Genomic DNA, 23897 nt, shown 5'->3' with positions numbered 1-23897 from the left:
GGCTTAGGATCCGTCCGAGTTTGACTTGCGCGCTTCGCGGTTGCCTTGCCGCACGGCCTTGGTCAGCCCAGCCATGTCAGCACGCAGGTCTTGAATGACCTCTTGGCGCCCTGCGGCCATGTCCTCAAGAATGCGCAACAGCCCGACATCGATAGACCGCAGCCGCATACGGCTTTCCGCGTCGATGCCTTCCATGCCTGTATCTTTCAGCGCGGCAATCAAGCCTTCTTGGGCGTCGGCCACGCGGGTTAGTTGGATGTTCGCTTCCTCGTTTGAGGTTTGCTGCGCTAGCGTTTCAACCGCGCTGGCCAGTTTGCCGATGCGTTCGTTGGCTTCTGTTCTACTGGCTTCGGATGCCGCAAACATCGCCTGCATCGTTTCCATCTGTTCGACCATATGATCAACAACGCCTGCCATCGCGACCTGATCGCCGCTCGCGTCGTCGCCAGTTGCCAAGCCAACGCGGGTGATTGTGGACATCCATTCTTCGAGTTCGCGGTAGAAGCGGTTCTGGCCGTGGCTTGCGAAGAGTTCTAACAGGCCCACGACGAGTGATCCTGCGAGACCTAGCAAGGATGACGCAAAAGCAACGCCCATCCCACCAAGTTGACTTTCGAGGCCGGACTGCAGACGTGAGAAAACGTCCCCGCCGCTTTCGCCTTCATCCGGCGTCAGGGACTGGATGGTTTCGACAAGTGCCGGAACCGTCGTTGCCAAGCCGTAGAACGTTCCCAAAAGGCCGAGGAAAATCAGCGTGTTGACGATGTAGCGGGTAATTTCACGGTCTTCATCGATCCGCTGGGACACAGAATCCAGAATGGAGCGAGATGAGCTGGACGACAGTTGCATCCGCGATCCACGCGAACGCAGCAACGTCGCAAGCGGCGCCAGCAATCCCGGTGCTTTGATGATGTCCGAGCCGAGCTGTTCACCCGCAAAGGCTTCGATCCAACTAACCGACTTGATCAACTGCCAAACCTGCCAGAAACACGACAGAAGCCCGATCAAAAAGACGAAAAAAATGAACCCGTTCAGATACGGGTTTGCCATGAACACAGGCCCGACGCGCGGAAATGCTAGGATGGCGCCGGCGCAGACCAAGCCAATCACGACCAGCATCGAAATGATCTGGCGCCAAGGTTGGGAAAACTGCGGCTCGGCCTTTTGGTCCCCTGTTGCCATGGGATCAGGCACCTCTTTGTTGTTTGTTAAGCGCCACTTTAGGGGCTAGCGCGCCAATTCCCAAACAAATTTATGCGAGTTCGCGCACGCGCCGTACCAGCCATGTCATATCAGGGTCTTCAATGCCCATTTGAACAAGATGATCAGCCGTATTGAACAGATATTCAGGGTTCGGACCGCGCCCACCAACAGAGCGCGCTATCATCTGTGCTTGGCGTTCTAGGTCGAATTGGCAGTACTGCTCATGGGTGCGGTTAATGACGTAAGCCAAGGCTTGAACATCGCGTCCGTCTTGCAGGGAAAGCGGCACGTGGACCTCTTCGTAGGCAGATGAAATCAGCTCTCGTTCGCGCAGTTCACCCAGCACGCGGACCTCGTCCATTTCAGCCACACGGAACGCGACCCCAACGCAGGTGCTGTCGCCCTCATCCAGCGCCAGTACGAGACCCGGCTCTTCAACCGTGCCGCGATGGTGGATCGACAACATACAAAAGCTGCGGTGATAGCCCGTCAACGTCGCCGTCACGGCCTCGGCTGGCTCGAAACCGGGGTTCCAAAGCAATGATCCGTATCCAAACACCCACATTGTCATCTTTTATGGTCCTTCTGCTTGGGGTCCTCTAAACACCAATCAACCCGCCCGTGAAAGGCTGAAAACATGCGTAAACTCATCGCCCTCGTCGTTGTCGCCGCCACGCTTTATGGCGGTTACTGGTTTGTTGGCCGTTCTCAAATCCAATCAAAACTTTCTGAGGCCTTGGTCGACATTGACGCCGGTGACTACGACCTGACCTATGACACGTTGCATACCAAGGGATTTCCGTCGCGGTTCGACACGACGATTACCAATTTGGAATTCAATGACCCACTGACTGCAACCAGTTGGGCCGCGCCCATATTTCAGCTGTTCGCCCTGTCCTATCGCCCCAATGAAGTCATCGCCGTCTTTCCAAACGAGCAGACCCTGACGGTCGACGGTGAGGTTTTCACCCTGCTCACCAATGACATGCGCGCCTCAGGTAAGGTTCGTGCGAATGCGACCCTCGCGTTTCAGACGGCAACGATCGAAATGGACTACCCGCGCATCCGAACTGAGGAAGGCGCGGAGCTTGCGATGGCGAGTATCCTTGCCGCGATGCGCCTGACACCTGAAACGATCCAGACTTATGATCTGTTTCTTGAAGCGCGCTCGATCGAGCTTCCCGAAGACGTCCGCCGCATGATCGACCCGCAGAACCAGCAACCGGCAATCATACAAAGCCTCCGTTTTGACAGCGACATCGATCTGTCGGCCCCGATTGAGTTGAACGGCGCCAACACGGACCCGATTGGGCTTGAGGCGATTAGCATCAAAGAGTTCGCGCTAGCGTGGGGGGAAATGTCTTTGTCTGCGATTGGCGATGTGACGCCAGACGCCACGGGGCTGCTGAACGGATCTTTCAGTATTTCCGCGCGCAATTGGCAGCAGCTATTAGATCTCGCTGTTGCGACGGGTTCGATCCCAGAGGAACGCCGTTTGTTGATCGTCGGAATGGCTGCAAACATTGATGAGACGCCGCATGTGCCAGACACGCTAACGGCCACGCTTACGATCACCGATGGTCAGATGGCACTTGGTCCGATCCCGCTGGGTGCCGCACCATTGCTTCGCTAGCTTAGCGGCAATAGCTACCGGATCTGTAGTCGGCGGTATCAAAATGGAAGTGATCGCGGTGATGGCGGTCGGCTTCTGGGCCTAAGACCGTTCCGAAAGGGCCGCAAGCGGCTTGCCACATCTGGCGCAGTTGGCTGGCGTATTGCCCATTCCAGTGCGTCAAAACCGTCATTTCAGAACCATCTGCTAGCCCGATACCCGCGATATCAATCGCGTTTCCAAAGCTGTGCTCAGACAGGCGAGCGCCGGGTTGGTTGTTTCGGCTACGACAGGAATAATGCGCCACAACGCGCAAGGAGGTCACGCCGCCGCCTGTATCCCCAACTGAGGGGCGAACACCGTCTTCGACCCATGTTTTCAACGCAGTTGCTGTTGAACAGTTGATCGTCGCTGGGGTTGAAAGCGTCACACCTGACACGGCAGTCAAGCGCACAGCACCTTCAATGCCGCAGGCGCCAGACCCCTCAACCATACCGATTGCTTCGCCGAACAACGCCGGGTCGCCGCACACATTTCCGGGGCCGAGCTGCGCATTTGCTTCAGGTTCGTCACGCGAACATGCGCTGAGAACCACTGCTACGCTTAGGACCGTCGCGAGGAGCTTCATGGTTTCGGGTTGCGGCCAAAGTTCGGCGCGTCCGTATCTTGGCCCGCTTCGATAATGCCGCGGCGAATGCTGCGGGTGCGGGTGAAATAATCATGCAGGTGTTCGCCGTCGCCCTGACGGATCGCACGTTGCAGGGCGAACAATTCCTCGGTGAAGCGCCCGAGGATTTCCAGCGTGGCTTCTTTGTTGTTTAAAAACACATCGCGCCACATCGTCGGATCAGACGCGGCGATGCGGGTGAAATCACGAAAGCCTGCGGCAGAAAACTTGACGACTTCGGTATCCGTCACGCGGCTGAGGTCATCAGCAACGCCGACCATTGTGTAAGCAATCAAGTGCGGCGTGTGGGACGTCACGGCGAGGACCAGATCGTGGTGATCCGCGTCCATTTCATCCACGTTTGATCCCAACGCTTCCCAGTAGCTGCGCAATTTGGCTGTCGCGTCTGCATCAGCACCTTCGGGTGTCAGAACACACCAACGGTTGTCGAACAGTTCAGCGAAACCAGAGCGCGGACCGGATTGTTCCGTACCAGCAAGCGGGTGACCCGGAACGAAATGCACACCCTCGGGGATATGCGGCCCAACGGCATCAATCACTGCGCGTTTCACGGAACCAACGTCCGTAACGACAGCACCCTTTTTCAACACGCTTGAAATTTCGCGCGCGACTGCGTCCATCGCGCCAATCGGCACGCATAGCACGATCAAGTCCGCGCCTTCGCAGGCGTCTGCGGCACTGTCGCAAATGCGATCACACAGTCCGATTTCACGGGCAACATCACGCGTTTCATCGGAACGTGCATAGCCAGTCACTTCACCAGCAATGCCGGCGCGCTTCATCGCCCAAAACATCGAGGACGCAATCAAGCCAAGCCCAATAAGCGCTACGCGGTCATACATTACAGTCATGCGTCAACGTCCTTGTCAGGGTTCATAAATTTCCCGATTGCATGAACGACGCGGCGGCAGGATGCCTCGTCACCGACGGTGATACGCAGCCCTTCTGGGATGCCATAACCGCCGACATAACGCACCAGAATGCCTTGTGCTGTCAGATGATCATTGCACGCCTTAGCCGCGTCTTCAGACTCAAAACGCACGAGGATAAAGTTTGCGCTAGACAGGTCAGACGGCAGGCCCATGTCGGCCAGTGCAGCCGCCATCCAGTCGCGTTGCTTGGCATTTTCAGTTCGGCATTTCTCGGTATGGGCGGTGTCACGCATCGCGGTTTCTGCCGCAGCCAGTGCAGGTGCGGACAGGTTGAACGGCCCGCGAATACGCAGCAACACGTCGATAATCGGCTGTGGCGCATAGCCATATCCGATCCGCAGCCCGCCAAGCCCATAAATTTTGGAAAATGTGCGCGTCATGATGACGTTGTCGCGGCTTTCGACCAGCGCTTTGCCGCCGTCATAGCCCTCAACAAATTCAGCATAGGCACCATCCAGAACCAAAACGGCGCCTTTCGGTAGCCCATCGGCTAGGCGTGCTAGCTCGGCGTCATCAATCATCGTGCCGGTTGGATTGGCCGGATTTGCGATGTAGCAAACCTTGGTTTTCTTGGTGCAGGCTGCAAGCAGCGCATCCACGTCAACGGTGCGGTTTTTTTCTGCCACGACAACAGGTTTCGCGCCGTTCGCGTTGGCGTAGATCGGGTACATGGCAAAGCCGTGCTCTGTGAAAAGAACCTCATCGCCTTTGCCCGCAAAGGCCTGCGCGATCATCATAAGAACTTCGCCAGATCCATTGCCGCAGATAATGCGTTCAGGATCGAGACCCCAAACATCACCAATCGCTTCGCGCAATGTCGCGTGATCGGTGGACGGGTAGCGGTGCAATTCATGAGACGCGCGCACCATGGCGTCTTTGGTGGCATCAGATGGGCCGAACGGGTTTTCGTTCGACGACAGCTTTAGAACGTTGTCCATCCCGTCGACATGACTTTTACCGCCCTGATACAGGGTGATATCCATAATGCCGGGCTGTGCTTTGATCTTGCTCATCACTAGATTCCGTATTGCGTCCCTGCCCTTCTAATGGGGCAAGGACGCAGAGACCAGAAGCGTTACTTCTTAGCCGCTTCTTTCATTTTCATTTTCGCAGCAGCGGAAATGTAGTCCATGCCGGCAAGGATGATCCCAGAGAGAACAAAACTCATATGGATGATGACCAACCATTTCAGCTTTTCGGGGGTATAAAGCGCATCGGCCTCGGGAATACCGATTTCCATGAACTTCTTCAGGAGGTGAATGGCAGAAATCGCAACAATCGATGCGATGAGCTTCATCTTCAGGCCGGAGTAATCAACCGTACCCATCCAATCAGGCTTATCTTCGTTTTCATCCAAATCAAACTTCGACACGAAGTTTTCGTAGCCTGAGAACAAGACGATCAGCAAAAGGTTCCCCGCCAACGTCAAATCGATCAACGTTAGAACGACGAGAATTGATTTGTCGGATGAAAGCGTCAAGATTTTCGGTGCGTAGTACAAAAGTTCACGACCAAAAATCAACGTGAGCATCGCAAGGCTAACAACCAAGCCAAAATACATCGGCGCCAATAGCCAACGGGACGCAAACAGTCCTCGTTCAAAATGCTCTTCTACTGTTAGTTTTTCGTCTTGTTGGTTCTCGTCTGACATATGCTCGTACCTGAAAATTGTTGTTTCCAAACAATTAGCGGGCGAAGGACTCGGCCCGCAACGCCAGATACGTTCAATACCCGCTCTCGTTGTATTTCTGTGGAATCTGAATCAAAAAAGCCGCACCCAAAAGGCGCGGCTTTCTCGATTTCATACTCTGAACAGAATTAGTTCTGAGCGTAGTATTCGATCACGAGGTTTGGTTCCATCATGACTGGGTACGGCACATCGCCGAAACCAGGTGTGCGAACGAAAGTCGCTGTCATTTTGCTGTGGTCAGCTTCCATGTAGTCAGGAACGTCACGCTCAGTCAGCGCGATCGCTTCGAGAACAGCAACGTTCTGCTTCGAGCTGTCACGAACAGCGATCACATCGCCTTCTTTAACGCGGTAAGATGGGATGTTAACCTTCTTGCCGTTTACTGTGACGTGGCCGTGGTTCACGAACTGGCGTGCAGCGAAAACAGTTGGAACGAATTTGGCGCGGTAAACAACTGCGTCCAAGCGGCGCTCAAGCAAACCGATCAGGTTTTCACCTGTATCGCCTTTTACGCGTTCAGCTTCTGTAAAGATGCGGCGGAATTGCTTCTCTGTCAGGTCGCCGTAGTAACCCTTCAGTTTTTGCTTAGCGCGCAACTGCATGCCGAAGTCGGACAATTTGCCTTTTCGACGCTGACCGTGCTGGCCGGGGCCGTATTCACGACGGTTTACAGGGGATTTCGGACGACCCCAGATGTTTTCACCCATCCGACGGTCAATTTTGTACTTGGCAGCGGTACGTTTAGTCATACGCTGATCTCCTTCGATTAGAGGCCCAAAGCGGGCTATGAAGGGCGTTGTCCTTTGGGCGAACCCTGACAGAAATCCCCTTGCGGGGGTCACCAACACCAATTGAAAGGCTGCATTACGACCGGTGCTGACATGAGTCAACACATCTAACCGTCGGTTTGCTAATAAAATTGGGCTTATGCCACGTCGTGACGCAGAATTGCCGCTTCGGACGCCGACGTCACGCGCCGCGCGTATGCACCATAGGAATTCACGTCAGTCTGAATGTCCGGCACCTGTGCAAACAAACGAGCGCGGTCGTCGTCGCCCAAATGGTCAAGTCCTGCACTCGCCGGATGGAAACTTTCGCTTTCTACACCATTGGCAAACACCACCTCGTGGTTCGGCAACAGCATATGAATATACTGCACTTCGCGCATAGAACGATCGACGTAGATAGATTGGTCATTCACCAAGTCCCGCGCCGTCACCAAAACTTCATCAGTGTTAAACAAAGCCCGTGCACGCGCGCCTTTGACCATCACGCGGTGATCTGGGCTGACCAGCAGGCCCGCATCTGGCACATCGTTATCAAGTGACCCTGCCCGCAAGCGAACCGGGCACAGGTGTGGCATTGCATAAAGACGTGCGCCCGTTACGCGGCGCTGCCCTGTCCATAGTACTTCTTGGCAACCGTTGTCCTTCGTTTGAACTTTGATGCCTTCATGAATGTCCTCAACCCGCATCAAACCTTCTTCTGTGCGGATCATCGTGCCGGGCGTGAAGCAAATCACGCCGCCAGCTGGATCATCGTTTTGATCGCGGGATTTCAAATCAACAGTGTGGTTCACAATCCACAAGTCAGCCGTGCGTGGTGGAATTTCACCCACGAACATGCACAGACGCGCAGATGGTGTTGCGCCCTCAACCAGCGTCACTGTCCACGTGTCGCGCCCGTCTGTGACTGTAAAACTTTGCTCAAATGCGGGGCCTTCGATCTCAACCAGATCGAGCCGCGATGTCTTGACCTCAACGGCCTTCAACAATCGGCGCACGGACATCGCCGCACGCTTTCGGATGTCGGCTTCGCCAGCCGCATCACCCAATGGTAAAATATCTGCGGGTCCGTCCACCCGTACCGCCTCGCCTGTCCATGACCACGCCGTCCCGACCCGCAAGTTTTCAAGCGGTGCCGACCAGAACCCATCGAGTTCCGTTTGTGACCAGGAGATGACGAACGTGCCTTTAAAGCCCGTTTTCATGCCCGTTACTGCCTCTGTCTTTGCCCCGCCTCTGCGTGCAGGGTTCTGATCAAAGGTTAACAGGCCGGAATCACGCCAATCAAGTCACTTTAAGGACGAGCGTTAACTATTTATTTAGAAGTTGAAATTCAGCTTCAGTGAACCGACGATCTGGCCCTCGGTTTGACCCACATATTCTTCGCTCAAATAGGTGACGCCGTAGAAGTACGAAAAGTTGTCACCAAGGCGCCAGTGAACACCGGCGCGAGCGCGGAAACGTTCGTCCTCTGCAATGGTTCCAAAGCTGGCCGGAAAGTACGCGCTATCACTGACCACCGCATAGTCCGCACCAAGCACAAATCCGGTGCCCGCTTGGCCACCCTCAACCCCTGTATATAGTTGCCCAGACGCGCTGTCCCGCAACCAGAGGTCATTTTGCAGTGTTTGGCCGATCAAGACATCTGCACCGACACGGATGAAATTCTCCACGCCATACTGCGCCTCAACGAAGGGGCGAATGGATGCGTTTTCACGGATAATAACCGGATAAGAAACCTCGGCCAAAGCGGTCGGGTAAACAGTGTTTGCAACTTGGTTCGTCAGCACCGAATTTGAGACGTTCGGCGCGCTTACAACATCGTGGAACCAGTCCTGAATATCCGCCACTCCGGTCTGTGGCCCAACGGCCACAAGGTCAACCCCGAGAGATACGTCAGCGCCACCGCTTTCGAAATGGGTGTGAAGGCCAGCTGACAGCGTTCCGACGTAAGGGCGATCATTTGAACCTGCGCCATTCAATGCGGACGGTGCGATAATTTCGGTACGCAAACGGTACTCAAGTATGGCGCCCGGCGTGCTTGGCGCACGGCCCTGCCACTCGGGCCCGCGCACGATGGAATAGGCATAAGACCCAGACCGCCAGCGGTCTTGGTTGTCGCCAAAAAAATCATTTGTGAAGATACGGCCAAAGCCGAGCGTTTCACGTTCTTGTGCTACGGCGGGTGCGGCGGCCATCAAGCCCGCACAAAGAATTGCAATCAAACGCATCGTCTTCCCCAACTTAAGGTTGCTTCGCAGGCAATAGTATAAAACGCCCTTCAATGGCGACCCATATCTCATTCAATTGCGACGGTATTAAGGTATTTGTCGCACCAGACCCTTCCTTTTGATCAGCACATGACAGTTTTTGGCGATGTCAACTTGAGGAGCCATGGAGCACCCCTTATCCAACCCTGACAATTGCGCGGGGTTTAATTTGACAAACGCATGATTGATATAAATTGTTGCGCCATGCGCATCAATTACGATTTTGGCGACCTAGAGGCCTTTGATTTTGCCTGTGCGTGACACTGGTAACCGGCTGCTTATCGATGAAGCCATGGCCAGCGCGCGCATGCCGTTAGTTTGGACTTATGAGGTCGGTCGATCAACGACGGCGCTAGATTTGGTTGCCGATGGTTTCAGGGCGGCCCTGTTGCCCCAATCCTCGATGAACGCCGATCGCGTCGCTATTTGCGAGCTACAAACCCCGAACATTGCCCGCCCAATCGGGCTGCTCTCGCGCTTGGGCCAAGGTTACTCACCGGCGGTTACTGTGTTCAAGGCCGAAATCCACAAGGTCGCAGCAGCGGGGGATTTCACATGAAAATCGTTCTTTCGACTTACTTGATCGCCGCACTTGGTGTGGGCGTGTTCGTGTATTTGGATCTACCGTTGCCTTGGCTCTTGGGTCCGATCGTCGCGTGCCTTACCGCAGCTTTGTTGGGGATACCAATGGGCGGCAAGCCTGTGATCAATAACCTGATGCGTACTATTCTGGGTGTCGCCATTGGCGCAACGTTCACTTGGGCGCTGGTCGTTACAATGGCGGGAATGTGGACAACGCTATTACTCGTGCCACTCATGGTGTTTCTGATCGGCTTGGTCGGGATTCCGTATTTTCAGCGGCTCTGGGGATTTGATTTCGCGACCAGCTATTATGGCGCGATGCCTGGCGGGCTTCAGGATATGTTGTTGTTCGGCGAAGAAGCGGGTGCTGATGTACGCGCCCTGTCATTGTTTCACGCGACCCGCATTATGGTCATCGTCATGGTGTTACCTTTTATTTTGCAGTTCTACTGGGGCACCGACTTAAGCAATCCACCCGGTGTGCCCGCCGCAACCCTACCGTTGGGACAACTGGTGTTAATGGTGATTTGTGGTTTGGCGGGTTGGCAAATCGCCAAAGCGGTCGGGATGTTCGGCGCGTCGATCTTAGGGCCGATGATCCTAGCCGCAATTCTCGCACTGACTGGTGTCCTGCAGCACCGCCCCCCCGTCGAAGCCATCTGGATGGCACAGTTCTTTATCGGCATGACGGTGGGCACGAAATACGCAGGCGTCACAGGTGCTGAGGTCCGCCGAGACGTCGCCGCAGCATTGGGATTTTGTGTTATTCTGGTGGTTCTGTCAGCTGGGTTTGTCGAGATAATACACGTGTTTCACCTCGCGCCACCGATGGAAGCGTTACTGGCCTTTGCACCAGGTGGTCAGGCTGAAATGGCGGTGCTGGCTCTCATCGCAGGGGCGGACATGGCGTTTGTCATCTCGCACCACGTTTTGCGGATCGTGGTCGTGATCCTTGGCGCGCCCTTAGCTGCGCGGCTATTTAGCCCCAAACGGACGGGTTAGCCACTGTTGTCCGTCGACATCCTCTCATCTCTTAAACGAGCGTTTTGCAGCTGGTGGAAAGGATCGGCAAAGTTCCAATTGACGCTACTTTTAGCGATAGTAGGTTAACGAAAATGTAGGCACATCTTTTACGAAAGTCAGGCAAATTTTGACCATCCAAAGTAACATCGCAACGGTAAGTGATACGCTTGTTGTGTCTGAATTTATCTATCTCTTAATTGATGAGTTAGCGGCAGGTGCGGGCCCAGATCGCAAAACAATGGAGGCCGCAACCCGTCAGGTTCTTGCGATGAAGGGCGTCACAAGCATTGTCGCGACAGAAGGTGCTGCGCCGGTCGGTGTGATAATGCTGAACGAATGCGCGGCGATTTATGCAGGGGGGTTGTTCGGGGAAATATCAGAGCTTTACGTTTCAAAAGAACACCGCTCGAAAGGTATTGCCGCACAACTCGTTGACGCGGCAGAAACCTATGCGAAAGAGCACGGTTGGAAACGTCTTGAAGTCGGTGCGCCTCCGCAGCCCAATTGGGATCGAACTTTGCAGTTTTACCTAAGAGAGGGCTTTGCAGAGGTAGGGCCAAGACTTCGAAAGCTGCTTTAGTTTCATAGGGTAAAGCCATGACACATATTACATACCGTCGATCAACCGCCTCTGACGCCCCTGAGGTCTTTGACCTTGTGACACGATCAATTCTCCGTCTCGCTCCGCATCCATATGATCAAGGTGTTGTTGATACTTGGATGATCGGACGTGTGGCAGAGGATTATCGGCCAGACTGCGCGGATCAATGCCTCTGGATAGCAGAGGTGAATGAAAAGCAAATTGGCTTCGCACACGGTGTTTTGGGTGAAGTTATGCGACTGTTCGTAGATGCTGATTTTGTGGGTATCGGAGCGGGCGCGGGGCTGATGGATTTAGCCTTGGCAGACGCTTTGCAAAACGGATCAGGCAAGGTCAGGATTGATGCGACTCTGAATGCTGTACCTTTCTATAAAAAGTGGGGGTTCATCGAAATTGGCACCGGTGTATTTTCTGGCCGTGATGAAGAGCTTCCACCGATTGATATAGTGAAGCTGGAAAGAATGTTCTGATTGATAATGACCGGTTCGAGTCCAAATTTTCAACTTTGATCACCACAGGAATTGTCTGCTTTTGCCGCCTAAGAATAGAATGATGTTGCTAAGATGTAGTATTAAGTTGACCGTGCGCCAAGAAGCTATCGTTGGTTAGAGAATGTCACGAACCCAAACATTCATTGTGTATTTCATCGCAATTTTTCTCCAAGCTGGTGCCTATGGGCTGACGTTCATGCTGCCTCGACTTTTTGGCATCTTTAATGCCAGTGAGAAGGATGTCGGCGTTATGCTGGCCATCACGGCAGTCACGACAATTATTACAGTCTATTTTTCGGGACATCTTTCAGACATTTTTGGCCGACTTCGCACCCTTTGCATAGCTTGCCTCGCCATCTCGATTTCACTGTATTTCTATGGTGCAGCAAGTTCCGCCGGTGCCGGCGTGGTCTTTGCCAGTGTTCTTTTGGGGTTTGGTTGGGGGCTTACATATTCCCTTGGCCCAATTGTTCTGACGCGTTTGGTGAAGCCGACCGAACGGGTTCAGTCCTTTGCGTTGTTATCAGTGTTCGTCATGGCGGGCTTTGGACTATCACCGGTTCTGGCATCGTTGCTCGAAGCCTGCGGTGCATCGATTAAGGACGCGTTTTATATCACCTCGGGGCTTTGCGTCATAAGCGCGGTTTTATTCTTTATTCTGCAAAGACCGATCAACGAATATGCGCTCAATCCGGCACCAGAAGCATCATCCAGGATAACGCTTTCATCACTTTCGCAGGTCCTGAAATCTCCGGCGCGCGCACCCATTGCAATGGTTTTCCTCGGTGCGAGTGTCTTTGCAGGACTGAATAATTTTCAAACCGTGTTCGCCGATATCCGAGGTTTGGACTACGCTATTTTCTTCCTCGTCTACACGTTGGTCGTTGTCGTTTTCCGTCTCGTTCTCGTTAAGTTCAAAGGAGGAGCAAACCCATACCGGACTATTGCATTCCTTCAATATCTCATGTGCACCAGTGTCGTTTTGTTCATGTTCAGTGGAGACAGTTTGGTTCTCTACATCCTGGTCGCAGTCTTGTTTGGTCTAGGTTACGGTGTATCGTATCCGATCCTTGTTGCGATGACTGCGAGTGATGCAGAAGGGCATCTAGGTCCTCAAACACTTCAGCTTTTTGCGTTAAGTTACTTCATTGGAATCTTCGGGTTTCCATTGATTGCTGGCTGGTTCATTGTTGAAATTGGCACGACGCCGTTGCTTGCACTTGTTGCTGTCTTAGCTGGCTTTGAGGCTACAATAGCGCTGCGCAGGGCGACAGCTCATAAAACACACAATAATGATCAACTCTCGTAAAGCAGCCCTTAGTCGTCGCCGCAGCGAAGGCTCACTAAGTCCGCACTGTGTGAATCCGACCGTTGATCTTCGCTGCGGCATGCATGAACGACCGATTTTTCTGCTGCTTGGCAGCATCAGATACTAGGCTGACGCAGCATTTTTCGCGCTGCGAGCGCACGCAGCACAAAAATCGAATTCACAGTGTGGGCTCTCTCCGGACTTTAGCTGCGCGCTGTATGAATGGCCGCTTCGCCAACGTACAATCAAGCTCTCTACCCGAGCAAACCTCGCTGTTGCACAATGGAACAACTAAGCCGACAGGAATTGACGCGCGTGCTACTGAGTAGTATACGACTTGTAGGAGGACGCATATGTCAGTCAAAGCATCCGTATCGATCTCAGAGCAACAGGACGCTTATGTGCGTGACCTCGTGGTGCAGGGGCGGTTCTCGAGCGTAAGCGCTGTCATACAACAAGGTCTCGATCTGTTGCGCAAACGGGATGAGGCGGAATTACTCGAAGCTGCCGCACTGAAAGTTCTGCTGGATGAGCGTATGAAGGGGCCCTTTGTGTCTAGTGACAACTTCAGCAGACAGACCGCAGATTTACTTGTACGGAAAAGGCAGGCCCTTGGCTTGGACGGTTGAATTTGCGGCCGACGCTGAACATGATCTGTCGCTGATTTTCGACCATCTATTTGCGACTTACAAGGATCTCGGTGAGCCAGATGATATTGCGTTTGAAAATGCAGCGGCGCGCATCATTGGCATTAAGCAAAGCGCCACTGATCTTGCGTCCAACCCATATCGAGGCACTCGACGGGATAAGATTGCACAGGACTTGCGCAATATCACCATCAATAAGGCCATCATCTGGTTTCAGATCGACGAAGCCCGTAAGGTGGTCCAAGTGTTGGCCTTCTTCTTTGGTGGACAGGATCACTTTCGACACATGCTCCGCAGGCTTTTAGACAAGTAGAACGTCTGATCGTTCTACGGTCCAGCCGAACGGTAATCCTCCCGTCCTTAACGGGACTTGGTCGTAGAACTTACGCAGTCAGATCGGAGCAGACCCCATATTGTTCAGGCTGCGACTGACGGGTTCCGCGGGCAGTGAGAAGTCCACCTCGTTTCCCAGACTTTCGCGGTTGAAGTCATCCAGCACGTTCAGCAGCCGGAAGGCAAAGCCGTCAACCGACCTTAGCTGCGCTTTATGAATGGCCGCTTTTGAAAATTACGTTCCTGCGGCAGCAGGTCCCTGCCCCGGCAAGTCATCCCCGCACGGGAACAATTCTAACATATTGAATATTATGTTAATTTTGGGCAATGAAATAATGGCCAAATTCGAAGCAGCTGGGTTCGCGCGGCGATGAGGACTATCATTCTGCCCTCCAAGTATTAGGGTTCTGACACTAGCTGATACTGCGGCTTCAAAGATGTGAAAACTTCGCGCGCGATTTGGGTATGCGCGCCCCCTGCCCTGTTACAGATTGCATTCCGCAATTTAACGCAACAGTCCTGCCCAAAGCCAACCGAGAACAAACCCATGAACAAAAAACAGAACACACGTAACGATCATATTTCCCGTGTTAACCGCGTTACTGATTATGTGAGGAAAAACCTAAATCAAGATCTATCTCTTAAGTGCTTGTCCAAAATAGCCGCGCTTTCGAAATTTCATTTCCATAGGGTGTTTAGCGAAACCTATGGCGAAACACCAAGCGCCTATGTCAAACGCATCCGAATAGAAAGCTCTGCATTTTTACTCATTTTCGATCCCAAAAAAAGCGTTAACATCACTCGCCTATGACTATGGCTTTTCTAGCTCAGCGGTTTACTCTCGGGCATTCAAATCTCGCTATGGGATGAGCCCTAGCCAATGGCGCAAAGCCTGGAAACGAAGGGCTGAATTACACTTTGATAAAAATAGCAATTCAGGTCAATCAGTTAGCAACCATTGCAAAGCCTTAGGTCAACCATTGTTTTACCTGAACCCAAAGAGCGGATTACCACATTGGAGACTTCACTTGAGCGATGGCAGATTGATCGACATCAATGTTCGCAAAATGGAGGAGTTTGATGTCGCCTATATTCGACATCATGGCGCGTATGATCCAAGCGACAGCGACTTGTTCCAAGCGTTGTTCTCAAAGTTGCTGGCATGGGCAGTCCCCAGGGGTAAATTTAGCCCTGACAAATCAAAGGTGATTACGTTGTTTAGTGGCGGTCATCCATACATTACCGACCAGAGCAACTTGACCGTGGATGCGTGTACTAGCGTTGATCCTGATGCCGAGGTCAGTGGTACTATAGGAAAACGTAAGATTTCAGACGGACAGTATGCGATCGTCCAGTTATTCGGCGCGACGTCGGAAGAGTGCCGACAGACGTGGGATCTCGTGTTTGATCGCTGGATACATCAAAGTGGTTACTGCCTTGGGCCCGGCGATTTCTATTGCCCTCATGACAACGATACAGAGCAACATCCGGAGAGACTGTACGATGTAAAAATGTTCTTCTCCGTTGTACCGCAAGGAATTTGAGAACTAATGATATTCGCTTCACCCGCACGATCGAAATCCGTTCAATCGCAAGCTGAAGCACTCAGCACCAGTATACATATCGGGAAAATCTAAGTGACAATTTACTTGGAATTTGAAAAGCCAGTGGCAGATATCATTGCCAAAGCTGAGGACTTGAGAACCACTCCCAAAGTCGGCAATGAAACAGCACTACAGGATGCAGCTGTTGATCTCGAAAAGAAAGCTGATGATCCGCTGGTACGCTTGTACGGAGATTTATCAGCTTGGCAAAAATGTCAGGTTTCCCGTCATCCGGAACGACCCCATTGCAAAGACTACATCGCTTCACTCTTTACCGAATACACCGAGTTGTCCGGAGACAGAAATTTCGCCGACGACCGCGCAATCATGGGAGGGCTAGCCCGTCTGAAAGGCATACCAGTTATGGTAATAGGCCAGGAAAAAGGTAATGATACAAAGACAAGAATTGAGCGAAATTTCGGCATGGCGCGACCGGAAGGGTATCGCAAAGCCATTCGACTAATGGATCTGGCGGATCGCTTTCAACTGCCTGTTGTCTCTTTTGTTGATACAGCTGGTGCCTATCACGGAAAAGATGCGGAGGAACGTGGTCAAGCCGAGGCTATCGCTCGAACGACAGAGAAGTGTTTGCAGATTGGCGTGCCGTTTGTATCCGTAATCATTGGTGAAGGCGGTTCCGGTGGAGCAGTCGCTTTTGCGACCGCAAATCGGGTCGCAATGCTGGAGCATTCAATCTTTTCCGTCATCAGTCCAGAAGGGTGTGCCTCGATCCTGTGGAGAGACTCCGGTAAGATGCGTGAAGCCGCCAACGCGTTGCGATTGACGGCACAGGATCTGCAAGCTCTTGGTGTCTGCGACCATTTGATTGAAGAGCCGACTGGGGGGGGCGCATCGCGATCCCAGCGCAGCAATTGTAAGTGTGGGCGAAGTGATCAATGAAATGTTGCAAAGCCTTTCAGGAATGGGACGGGACGCGCTAATCCAAGACAGACGTCGAAAGTATCTGGCACTTGGGACGAAAGGCATGCCGCCTTAGTGAAAGCCTGCGCAAAAACGCGGAGCATATCGCAGTTGTAACGGTGTAAAATTCGACCAAATTGTGTCCTTCGGCTTTCCAGAGGGCGGGAGACGTAATCTTTGGACCTTTACAATCGCGTGCGCCGCGCGTGTTTGAAGGACGGTATAACGTCGCGTGAAGCGGCGCGGTATTTTAACAAAGATCTCAAGACGATTGCGAAGATGTTGCCTGACAACTGTCATCCTTAGCAGTGAGATAAAGAGGCAATTTGTCCGCACCGCAGGACTTAGCGCATTCTGCGGCGAAAATTCATTGATGTTATGACCTTTGAAGTCATTGAACAGATTGGGCGATCCCTTGGGCCATATCTGCTGCTGCGCTATTGCTGCCATGCGTACGAATAGCGACATTGAGGCCAATCATGCTGACCAGAAGGCGTTCGGCCTCCAGATCGATGTCGACGTACATATCAAGGGTTCCCTCATTTTTGCTCTTCAAAAGCTCGCTTTTGAAGGCGCTGCGAAGGGCTTGGAAATATCTGTGGGTTCGTGTGCTTATGTCAGGATCGGTCGCACCAAATTCGGTCAGCGCGTTGACCAGGAGACAACCAAACCGGCCTTGTTCGGGCATCCTAGTGTCATCGGCACGCATTCGGAAAAAATCCGCAATGCCGCCTTGTGAAACCGAGTTGTCAATCCACGGCAGCAATTCATCAAGGTAGAGGTCCAGTGTCATTAAGAAGAGAGCTTTCTTCCCTCCGTACTTGGTTTGCAGCGTGAATTTGGTGATGCCTGATCGTTTTTCCAAATCACGCGTACTCATGCCTGAATACCCACATTCCATGAAGGCTAAACCTGCGGCACGTAACGCGGCTTCTCTATCAACTTTTTGTGATTTAGGCATTTTTGAGAACTTTCCGGTTGCTAGCTAGTCAGTCGACTAGCTATACATAGTCAACTGACTAGACATTATTTACTGCACCGCTTGAAAGCAAGTTCGAAGGTCTCACCATGCCTTTACTGTCTTGTTCTTTTGGGGCGCATCCACTGAAAGAAATCCCAATGACACCCATTACCGCGCTAGCCGCATTCGCATTGATGTCGATCGCGATGATCGGCTTCGAGATCATGTACACCTATGCCACTCAAGGCTTCGGCTATGGGTTCTCGGCCAATAGACCAAACGTAACATTCTCGCCATTTGCCATTCGCGTTAAGCGGGCTCTACAAAATCAAACGGAAAGTGCGATGTATATCGTTCCCCTCATCGCGGCGGTGCAACTGCTTGGTCTTACGGGAAACGGGATTTCACTGGCTCTGGCTTTGATAATTTTTGGCCGCATGGCATTTGTTGCACTCTACTATACCGGCATACCATTCATCCGCGTGCCAGCCTTTGTGTGTGGCACGGTTCCAAGTATATATCTTGCAATCATGGTTCTCACGGCCGCAGGGGCCGCCTAGAAAAAGCATCACTACGCAGGATAGCACCCTGTTATAAAACAGAAAAATCCTTAGGGAGACATGAGATGAGTGACTTAACCTTGAGCTGCCAATGCGGCACTGTAACAGGTGTCGTGCAACACGTAACGCAATGGTCTTGTACCCGCTTGGTCTGCTATTGCAGCGATTGTCAGGCGTTTGCCAATGAGCTTGATGCAGCTGACCGTGTTCTAAACGAGCATGGCGGAACTGAAATTATTCAAGTGGCACCTTCAAGGGTGATGTTCACACAAGGTCATGAACACATCGCTTGCTTGCAATTCAGCGAAAAGGGGGCCTTTCGTTGGTATACGAAGTGTTGCAACACACCTATCGGGAATACGGCCAAACCCTCAGTTCCATTCATCGGTCTGATCGGCAACTTTATAAAGCTGGAGAGCGCAACGCAAAAGGCTCAAATCGGCCCTGTGCGAAGCCACTGTCAAACTCAACATGCAGCAAAGAATTGGCCGTCGGACCAAAAGCGCAATGGATATCCTCTTGGCCTGACGATGCGGATGATGGCATTCATTATAGGGTGGAAAATGCGCGGGAAGGGTAAAGAAAATCCTTTGTTTACGACAGCAGGTGATCCGATAATTCCACCACATCAAAGTGTTTCCAAATCATAAGGGCTTGTGAACCAAGTTTCTTCTTTCTTCGGGAAATCAGATTTTCTATTCGGCAATTATACAGCACGATATACTATTCATAAAAACAAGGCAGTTCGACTTGAAAAAACCAGATAGGATCAGATTGGTGCGCCTAACCGATGTCTCACTAAAAGATATCGTTTCGCATATGAATGATCCACGAGTAGCCGAACATATGCCGCTCTTAACTGTCGAATGGACGCCTGAGGTAGCTCGAAAATTCGTGGCTACAAAGGAAGAATCTTGGAAGCAGGATGGGCTGGGACATTGGGCAATCTTGAATGATAAAACTTATGTTGGATGGGGCGGATTTCAGAAAGAAGGCGATGATTGGGATTTCGGCCTTGTTCTCAAACCAGATAAATTCGGCCTAGGGATGCGTGTTTCGCGAATGGCAATTGAGTTCGCGAAGGCTGATGCCCGTATTGGAACGATTACTTTTCTCTTACCACTTTCTCGAAAAAATCTGGGGGCCCTTTCTCGGGGCGGTGCCAAGTTCGTTGCCAACATTGAATACGGCGGTGAAATCTTCAAGAAATATAGTCTTGAAACCAGATAGCAGCATTGTCAGCCGATCTGCACAGGCACCAACATTTGTATCACGAGCAAGTCCGATCTTGCTAGATTGAATTCCTAAAGCCGCCATTGGCGCAGCCGCAACGAAAGCTCACTTTGTCCCGCGCTGCCGACGCTCAGCAATGGCGGATTGAATGACCGGTCATCGCTACCGCTGGGTCACTTACAACGGTGACACATCTCGATAGACCTGCACTCGCCATCGCTTCGGCTGTGTAGGTACACAACAGACGTCCTTTGAAATCCACCAGTAGCTTGTTGTCCGTGCCAAATCGGGTCGACTTGGCCGTTGCCAGAAGAACCCCAGGTCGTTTTCACCTTTAAGCCCCGTATCGCCAAAATTTAAGAACGCTGCCATCGAGCACCGATTGAGCTTCACGCTAAATGCTTAAATTGCCTTGGCGCCCTAGCATTTTTAGAGTTTACCCCATTTGCTTCGGAAATGACCTCAGCCAGTACGGAAATCGCCAACGTACGCGCATCACGTGCTGAGTCTATCAGGCCTATTGGCCCAAGTAGACGTGCAATTGAGTGCTCTGCGGCGCCCATTGCGCGCAATGAATCCAAACGATTGTCCCGTGTCCGCTTGCTTCCTTGAGCTCCGATATAGAACGCGGAGGTCAAAAGAGCATCGCGCAGGATCGGAGGCTCCCAATCGTGGTCATGAAAAAACAGGACTATTGCGGTTCTGGGGTCAGCGTTAGCATCTGTTGGAAATTCAGGTCGCGTCAGCGCCATCGCTTCGCAACCGATCGATCTCGCCTCTTCTAAAGTATCTGAATCGGGCGAATACAACGTCGTTTGAAAGTTCGCTGACTGGGCGAGAGTTGCGAACGTTGTCAGCTCCGGTCCCTTACCAAAGATCAGAAATTTCAATTCGGGCAGAATTTTACCGCGAAAGATAGCCGAAGGTATTTTGCCACCCCTGCTCAAGAAAATTGCGCCTGTTTCGCAATCGATATCATAAGCGCAGGCGCGCCGATCAGTAATCACAGTATTGAGCAGATGATTAGTGATTTCTTTGTCTGGGTTCGGTATCAGGATGATCTGCAAGCCGCCACCGCAAGGCAGGACAATATCCAGATAAGGTGACCCGCGCCCATAACGCACGACTTTGGATACACCGGATTTGAGGCACTTCAATGCATGTATTCTTATGTCGGCTTCGACGCATCCCGACGACAGCGTACCAACAAGGCAGCCATTTTGAAGAACGGTCATCATTGCTCCAAGCGGGCGATATGATGGCCCCTCTACGCCGATAATGACCGCTAGAACGCAGCTTTGGGTCCGGTCGGCACAGGCCTCCAAGGGCGCTAGATCCTTTGGAATATTGGTTCGTCGCATCGTACTACTTTCTAATCATCAACGACCTCAACTTTTTGGGGTCGCCAGTTCAGTTCGCAACCCCTGGGTTTGTTATTCGCCGTAAACGTCGAGGCGACACTCTTCCAGTCGGTTCGACACATCCATGTATTGATCTGGATGGGCCGTAAACCGCGGCATTTCTCGTTTAGCCACTTCTGTCAGACCGGGATGTGCCGTAAGTTCGAAGCACTGTTGGAACGGTTCACCCGCAGTGGCTTATCTAATCCAACATAGTGTACCATTTTTATCTCCGTGTTCACAGTTGTTCTGTGATCCGACCGGGAGCTCGACCTCAGAACAGAGGCGGCCCAATCACGCATACTTTGGCCCGTTGCATATCGTATCCAGTCACAGCCCTTGAAACACACAGCATTGGTTGGCTAGAAATGAACGTTGTGTATCGTTGTAGTAAAAGAGAAGAATTAGGGTGATCAAAAAACCTCTAAATGATCACCCTAGATAGGACTGGCTTCTTATAGCTTGCTTGTCAGCTCCGGAACGGCGTCGAACAAGTCGGCAACCAATCCGAAGTCTGCCACTTGGAAAATGGGCGCTTCTTCGTCCTTGTTAATGGCAACGATGACTTTGGAATCCGTCATCCCTGCCAAATGTTGGATCGCCCCAGAAATCCCCACAGCAATATATAGATCTGGCGCAACAACCTTTCCAGTCTGCCCCACCTGCAAATCATTTGGAGCATAGCCGCTGTCTACCGCCGCCCGTGACGCACCAATGGCACCGCCTAGCTTGTCGGCCAGAGACCCGATCAGGGCAAAATCTTCTTCGGAGCCAACGCCACGACCACCTGATACAACGACACCCGCAGATGTTAGTTCAGGGCGATCGTTCTCAACCACTTTGTCTTCCACCCATTCCGACAGTCCAGCCATGCCTGCTGTCGCGACGTTTTCGATGGTGACCGAGCTACCCTCTCCCGATGAGTCGAACGATGCTGTCCGAATGGTTGCAACCTTTGTCGCGTCTAAAGATTTGATCGTTTGGATCGCGTTCCCAGCATAAATGGAGCGTTTGAATGTGTCGGCGTCAACGACATCAATCACGTCTGAGATCACCATAACGTCCAGAAGTGCGGCAACACGTGGAAGCACATTTTTGGAGCTCGCAGTTGAAGGTGCAAGGATGTGCTCGAATTCTCCTGCGAGCGACACAATCAAATCCGCCAATGGCTCTGCCAACCCATGACCGTATGCCGCATCATCAGCGCATTTTATCTTAGAGGCGCCGACCAATTTTGCCGCCGCCTCTGCGGCGCTTACGCAACCGGTCGACGCGCAAAGGATCGTCACATCACCTAACTGCTTAGCCGCGGTTAAAGCTTTGGCCGTAGCGTCGACGTTCAACTCAGTGCCATTTAGTTCTGCAATCAAGAGTACCGCCATTAGACCGCTCCCACTTCTTTAAGTTTTTCTAACAACTCATCAACAGACCCAACCATGACGCCTGGCGACCGAGCCTCAGGCTCGGTTGTCGAAATGATTTCCAAACGTGGAGACGTATCCACGCCGTAGTCTGCAGGTATTTTGACGTCCAAAGGCTTCTTCTTTGCCTTCATGATATTAGGAAGCGAGGCGTAGCGCGGTTCGTTCAGGCGCAGATCAACGGTGATAATCGTTGGCAACGTGACCTTAATGGTTTGCAGTCCGCCGTCGATTTCGCGGGTGACTGTTGCAGTGTCACCGCCCACGTCAACTTTGGATGCGAAAGTCGCCTGAGACCAACCCAAGAGGGCTGACAACATCTGCCCTGTTGCATTCATATCGTTGTCGATGGCTTGTTTACCAGCCAAGACCAGATTTGGCTGCTCTTCATCGATTACGCCTTTTAGGATTTTGGCAACAGCGAGTGGCTCAATATCCGTGTGAACATCGTCAGATGCCTCGATCAAGATTGCTCGGTCGGCCCCCATCGCAAGCGCTGTGCGCAAGGTTTCCTGTGCCTGTTTTACGCCAATTGAAACAACTACGATCTCATCTGCTTTACCGGCCTCTTTGAGGAGTAATGCTTCTTCGACAGCTATTTCGTCGAAGGGGTTCATGGACATTTTTACGTTGGCGAGGTCTACACCGCTTTTGTCCGCTTTGACGCGCACTTTCACGTTGTAATCAATCACACGTTTGACTGGCACTAAGACCTTCATTTTTACTTCCTTCTTTTAGCGTGTTGGGGTTGGATCACCGTGGCGGTAGTCGTAAAATCCGCGTCCGGTTTTGCGCCCCAACCAGCCAGCATCAACGTATTTTTGTAGCAGTGGACAAGGGCGGTATTTTGAATCATGAAGGCCATCATTCAGCACCATCATGATCGAAAGGCAGGTATCCAAACCAATGAAGTCTGCCAACTCGAAGGGCCCCATTGGATGGTTTGCCCCAAGCTTCATAGAGGTATCAATAGAGATAACCGATCCGACGCCTTCAAAAAGAGCATAAACCGCTTCGTTGATCATTGGGATCAACACGCGGTTTACGATAAATGCAGGGTAATCTTCAGAGACCGTCGCGATTTTGCCGATCTTCGCAACAACGTCTTGGACTTTCAGAAATGCGATTTCGTCCGTCGCAATACCCCGTATCAATTCAACCAATTGCATAACAGGAACTGGGTTCATGAAATGAACACCCAAAAATTGCTCTGGGCGATCCGTAGCGGATGCAAGGCGCGTGATCGAGATTGATGAGGTGTTGCTGGCGAGGATAGCATCCTTTGAAAGATGCGGCGTCAACGACTTGAATATATCCCTTTTGACCTTCTCGTCCTCTGTGGCCGCTTCAATGACAAGCTCAGCGCGCCCGATCTCTGACATCTCCAAAACTGGGTGGATATACCTTAGCGTTTCGCCAACATCCTCTCGCGAAATCTTTCCTTTTTGGTGAAGTCTGTTGAGATTGGCCTCGATGACTCCCATGCCTTTGACCAAAGCTTCCGGCGAAACGTCGCTAAGCTGTGTATGGAACTTGCTTTGCGCAAAAACCTGAGCGATTCCGGTTCCCATTTGACCTGCGCCAATAACGGCGACGTTCTGAATATCCATGTTTGACATCTCGATATCCTG

Annotated in this window: 28 protein-coding genes and 3 pseudogenes; 15 read left to right on the top strand and 16 right to left on the bottom strand. The window is 52.1% G+C overall.

The window, feature by feature from the left end:
* Positions 1 to 3: 3 nt before the first annotated feature.
* Entirely contained in the window at positions 4 to 1182 is a 1179-nt protein-coding gene (locus tag OSB_RS03070) for a hypothetical protein (RefSeq protein WP_049833602.1), read from the bottom strand.
* Positions 1183 to 1252: 70 nt separating this feature from the next.
* Positions 1253 to 1774, bottom strand: coding sequence for a gamma-glutamylcyclotransferase (locus OSB_RS03065; RefSeq protein WP_049833601.1), 522 nt, complete (start codon positions 1772 to 1774; stop codon positions 1253 to 1255).
* 66 nt (positions 1775 to 1840) lie between these two features.
* Here OSB_RS03065 and OSB_RS03060 point away from each other — a divergent pair, with 66 nt between their 5' ends.
* Positions 1841 to 2836, top strand: coding sequence for a DUF2125 domain-containing protein (locus OSB_RS03060; RefSeq protein ID WP_049833600.1), 996 nt, complete (start codon positions 1841 to 1843; stop codon positions 2834 to 2836).
* 1 nt (position 2837) lies between these two features.
* Here OSB_RS03060 and OSB_RS03055 read toward each other — a convergent pair whose 3' ends face one another.
* The 7 genes from OSB_RS03055 to OSB_RS03025 all read right to left on the bottom strand — a co-directional run bounded on the left by OSB_RS03055 (position 2838) and on the right by OSB_RS03025 (position 9141).
* Positions 2838 to 3443 (bottom strand): extensin-like domain-containing protein, encoded by a 606-nt coding sequence (locus tag OSB_RS03055; RefSeq protein WP_049833599.1) that lies wholly within the window; start codon positions 3441 to 3443, stop codon positions 2838 to 2840.
* Positions 3440 to 4354 (bottom strand): prephenate/arogenate dehydrogenase family protein, encoded by a 915-nt coding sequence (locus OSB_RS03050; protein WP_049833598.1) that lies wholly within the window; start codon positions 4352 to 4354, stop codon positions 3440 to 3442. The genes OSB_RS03055 and OSB_RS03050 overlap by 4 nt, the downstream gene beginning before the upstream one ends.
* Complete coding sequence (hisC, locus tag OSB_RS03045; protein ID WP_049833597.1) at positions 4351 to 5448, bottom strand: histidinol-phosphate transaminase; 1098 nt, start codon at positions 5446 to 5448, stop codon at positions 4351 to 4353. The genes OSB_RS03050 and hisC overlap by 4 nt, the downstream gene beginning before the upstream one ends.
* Positions 5449 to 5510: 62 nt before the next feature.
* The gene (locus tag OSB_RS03040; RefSeq protein WP_049833596.1) at positions 5511 to 6086 is read right to left on the bottom strand and encodes a TIGR00645 family protein; all 576 of its coding nucleotides are present in this window, start codon (positions 6084 to 6086) and stop codon (positions 5511 to 5513) included.
* Positions 6087 to 6253: 167 nt separating this feature from the next.
* Complete coding sequence (rpsD, locus tag OSB_RS03035; RefSeq protein WP_049833595.1) at positions 6254 to 6874, bottom strand: 30S ribosomal protein S4; 621 nt, start codon at positions 6872 to 6874, stop codon at positions 6254 to 6256.
* Between the two features lie 176 nt (positions 6875 to 7050).
* The gene (locus tag OSB_RS03030; RefSeq protein ID WP_049833594.1) at positions 7051 to 8115 is read right to left on the bottom strand and encodes a Hint domain-containing protein; all 1065 of its coding nucleotides are present in this window, start codon (positions 8113 to 8115) and stop codon (positions 7051 to 7053) included.
* 114 nt (positions 8116 to 8229) lie between these two features.
* Positions 8230 to 9141: a lipid A-modifier LpxR family protein gene (locus OSB_RS03025; RefSeq protein WP_049833593.1), complete on the bottom strand. Its 912-nt coding sequence runs from the start codon at positions 9139 to 9141 to the stop codon at positions 8230 to 8232.
* Positions 9142 to 9421: 280 nt separating this feature from the next.
* Here OSB_RS03025 and OSB_RS03020 point away from each other — a divergent pair, with 280 nt between their 5' ends.
* The 7 genes from OSB_RS03020 to OSB_RS02990 all read left to right on the top strand — a co-directional run bounded on the left by OSB_RS03020 (position 9422) and on the right by OSB_RS02990 (position 14146).
* Positions 9422 to 9739: a LysR substrate-binding domain-containing protein gene (locus OSB_RS03020; protein ID WP_074202183.1), complete on the top strand. Its 318-nt coding sequence runs from the start codon at positions 9422 to 9424 to the stop codon at positions 9737 to 9739.
* Positions 9736 to 10764, top strand: a complete 1029-nt coding sequence (locus OSB_RS03015; protein ID WP_049833591.1) for an AbrB family transcriptional regulator — start codon at positions 9736 to 9738, stop codon at positions 10762 to 10764. Before OSB_RS03020 ends, OSB_RS03015 begins: the two co-directional genes overlap by 4 nt.
* A gap of 148 nt (positions 10765 to 10912) precedes the next feature.
* Positions 10913 to 11365 carry a GNAT family N-acetyltransferase gene (locus OSB_RS03010; RefSeq protein WP_049833590.1) on the top strand — a complete coding sequence of 151 codons (453 nt, stop codon included), beginning with the start codon at positions 10913 to 10915 and terminating at the stop codon, positions 11363 to 11365.
* A 17-nt stretch (positions 11366 to 11382) separates the two neighbouring features.
* Positions 11383 to 11856, top strand: a complete 474-nt coding sequence (locus OSB_RS03005; protein ID WP_049833589.1) for a GNAT family N-acetyltransferase — start codon at positions 11383 to 11385, stop codon at positions 11854 to 11856.
* 142 nt (positions 11857 to 11998) lie between these two features.
* The gene (locus tag OSB_RS03000) at positions 11999 to 13186 is read left to right on the top strand and encodes an MFS transporter (RefSeq protein WP_049833588.1); all 1188 of its coding nucleotides are present in this window, start codon (positions 11999 to 12001) and stop codon (positions 13184 to 13186) included.
* A gap of 353 nt (positions 13187 to 13539) precedes the next feature.
* On the top strand, positions 13540 to 13815 hold the full coding sequence (locus tag OSB_RS02995) for a ribbon-helix-helix domain-containing protein (RefSeq protein WP_049833587.1): 276 nt from the start codon (positions 13540 to 13542) through the stop codon (positions 13813 to 13815).
* On the top strand, positions 13799 to 14146 hold the full coding sequence (locus tag OSB_RS02990; RefSeq protein ID WP_049833586.1) for a hypothetical protein: 348 nt from the start codon (positions 13799 to 13801) through the stop codon (positions 14144 to 14146). Before OSB_RS02995 ends, OSB_RS02990 begins: the two co-directional genes overlap by 17 nt.
* A 96-nt stretch (positions 14147 to 14242) precedes the next feature.
* Here the strand turns inward: OSB_RS02990 and OSB_RS16575 are convergent.
* A pseudogene (locus OSB_RS16575) lies at positions 14243 to 14359 on the bottom strand (IS3 family transposase); the annotation flags it as partial.
* A 354-nt stretch (positions 14360 to 14713) separates the two neighbouring features.
* Here OSB_RS16575 and OSB_RS17005 point away from each other — a divergent pair.
* The 4 genes and pseudogenes from OSB_RS17005 (at position 14714) to OSB_RS02980 (ending at position 16767) form a co-directional block, all read left to right on the top strand.
* Positions 14714 to 14977, top strand: a complete 264-nt coding sequence (locus OSB_RS17005; RefSeq protein ID WP_074202181.1) for an AraC family transcriptional regulator — start codon at positions 14714 to 14716, stop codon at positions 14975 to 14977.
* Positions 14922 to 15044, top strand: a pseudogene (locus tag OSB_RS17000) (AraC family transcriptional regulator); the annotation flags it as partial. The gene OSB_RS17005 and the pseudogene OSB_RS17000, both read left to right, overlap by 56 nt.
* Before the next feature lie 150 nt (positions 15045 to 15194).
* Positions 15195 to 15710, top strand: coding sequence for an AraC family transcriptional regulator (locus tag OSB_RS02985; protein WP_049833585.1), 516 nt, complete (start codon positions 15195 to 15197; stop codon positions 15708 to 15710).
* Positions 15711 to 15803: 93 nt separating this feature from the next.
* Positions 15804 to 16767, top strand: a pseudogene (locus OSB_RS02980) (acetyl-CoA carboxylase carboxyltransferase subunit alpha).
* Between the two features lie 315 nt (positions 16768 to 17082).
* On the opposite strand, the gene OSB_RS02975 reads toward OSB_RS02980, so the two are convergent.
* Positions 17083 to 17652 (bottom strand): TetR/AcrR family transcriptional regulator, encoded by a 570-nt coding sequence (locus OSB_RS02975; protein WP_143831180.1) that lies wholly within the window; start codon positions 17650 to 17652, stop codon positions 17083 to 17085.
* A 158-nt stretch (positions 17653 to 17810) separates the two neighbouring features.
* Here OSB_RS02975 and OSB_RS02970 point away from each other — a divergent pair, with 158 nt between their 5' ends.
* The 3 genes from OSB_RS02970 to OSB_RS02960 all read left to right on the top strand — a co-directional run bounded on the left by OSB_RS02970 (position 17811) and on the right by OSB_RS02960 (position 19442).
* Entirely contained in the window at positions 17811 to 18212 is a 402-nt protein-coding gene (locus tag OSB_RS02970) for an MAPEG family protein (RefSeq protein WP_049833583.1), read from the top strand.
* A gap of 65 nt (positions 18213 to 18277) precedes the next feature.
* Positions 18278 to 18862 carry a DUF6151 family protein gene (locus OSB_RS02965; RefSeq protein ID WP_049833582.1) on the top strand — a complete coding sequence of 195 codons (585 nt, stop codon included), beginning with the start codon at positions 18278 to 18280 and terminating at the stop codon, positions 18860 to 18862.
* Between the two features lie 100 nt (positions 18863 to 18962).
* Positions 18963 to 19442, top strand: coding sequence for a GNAT family N-acetyltransferase (locus OSB_RS02960; RefSeq protein WP_049833581.1), 480 nt, complete (start codon positions 18963 to 18965; stop codon positions 19440 to 19442).
* Positions 19443 to 19575: 133 nt separating this feature from the next.
* Here OSB_RS02960 and OSB_RS16995 read toward each other — a convergent pair whose 3' ends face one another.
* The 5 genes from OSB_RS16995 to OSB_RS02940 all read right to left on the bottom strand — a co-directional run bounded on the left by OSB_RS16995 (position 19576) and on the right by OSB_RS02940 (position 23876).
* Positions 19576 to 19755: an NTP transferase domain-containing protein gene (locus OSB_RS16995; protein WP_082166414.1), complete on the bottom strand. Its 180-nt coding sequence runs from the start codon at positions 19753 to 19755 to the stop codon at positions 19576 to 19578.
* Positions 19756 to 19834: 79 nt separating this feature from the next.
* Complete coding sequence (locus OSB_RS02955) at positions 19835 to 20806, bottom strand: XdhC family protein (RefSeq protein WP_082166413.1); 972 nt, start codon at positions 20804 to 20806, stop codon at positions 19835 to 19837.
* A gap of 494 nt (positions 20807 to 21300) precedes the next feature.
* Complete coding sequence (locus OSB_RS02950) at positions 21301 to 22227, bottom strand: electron transfer flavoprotein subunit alpha/FixB family protein (protein ID WP_049833579.1); 927 nt, start codon at positions 22225 to 22227, stop codon at positions 21301 to 21303.
* Positions 22227 to 22985, bottom strand: coding sequence for an electron transfer flavoprotein subunit beta/FixA family protein (locus OSB_RS02945; RefSeq protein WP_049833578.1), 759 nt, complete (start codon positions 22983 to 22985; stop codon positions 22227 to 22229). Before OSB_RS02945 ends, OSB_RS02950 begins: the two co-directional genes overlap by 1 nt.
* Positions 22986 to 23000: 15 nt before the next feature.
* Positions 23001 to 23876, bottom strand: a complete 876-nt coding sequence (locus OSB_RS02940; protein ID WP_049836021.1) for a 3-hydroxybutyryl-CoA dehydrogenase — start codon at positions 23874 to 23876, stop codon at positions 23001 to 23003.
* Positions 23877 to 23897: the final 21 nt, after the last annotated feature.

It is taken from the genome of Octadecabacter temperatus (genome assembly GCF_001187845.1).
In the GTDB taxonomy this organism is placed as follows: domain Bacteria; phylum Pseudomonadota; class Alphaproteobacteria; order Rhodobacterales; family Rhodobacteraceae; genus Octadecabacter; species Octadecabacter temperatus.
Note: the sequence above shows the minus strand (reverse complement) of the source record. Positions and strands in the feature narration are given on the sequence as shown.